This is a genomic window from Novosphingobium sp. B-7 (genome assembly GCF_000410615.1).
Classification (GTDB): Bacteria; Pseudomonadota; Alphaproteobacteria; order Sphingomonadales; family Sphingomonadaceae; genus Novosphingobium; species Novosphingobium capsulatum.
In genome coordinates, this window is record NZ_KE148457.1 from 1 (window position 1) to 311 (window position 311).

The following is a 311-nucleotide window of genomic DNA, read 5'->3' on the forward strand; positions in this document are numbered from 1 at the left end:
CGCCCGGCGCCGCGCTGGGCCGGGGTGCGCGATGCCACCGCGCCCGCGCCGGTCTGCCCGCAAAAACCCGGCATGACGCCGTTTGCCGGCACGATGACCGAAGATTGCCTGGCGCTCAACATCTGGGCACCGGCCACGCCGGGGCGCCATCCCGTGCTGGTCTATATCCACGGCGGTGGCAACGAAGGCGGCTGGAGCGGCGAGGCGTTGACAGCAGGTGATCGCTTTGCCGCCGATGGCGTCGTGGCGGTGACGGTCAACTATCGCGTTGGTGCGCTTGGTTTCCTGGAAACCGGGGAAGCCCTGGGCCA

Annotated in this window: 1 protein-coding gene; it reads left to right on the top strand. The window is 69.8% G+C overall.

The genetic code is table 11. The annotated features are described in order from the left end of the window. Positions 1–311: carboxylesterase family protein (locus H926_RS29280; protein ID WP_043610640.1), on the top strand; the 311-nt coding region annotated here is incomplete at both ends.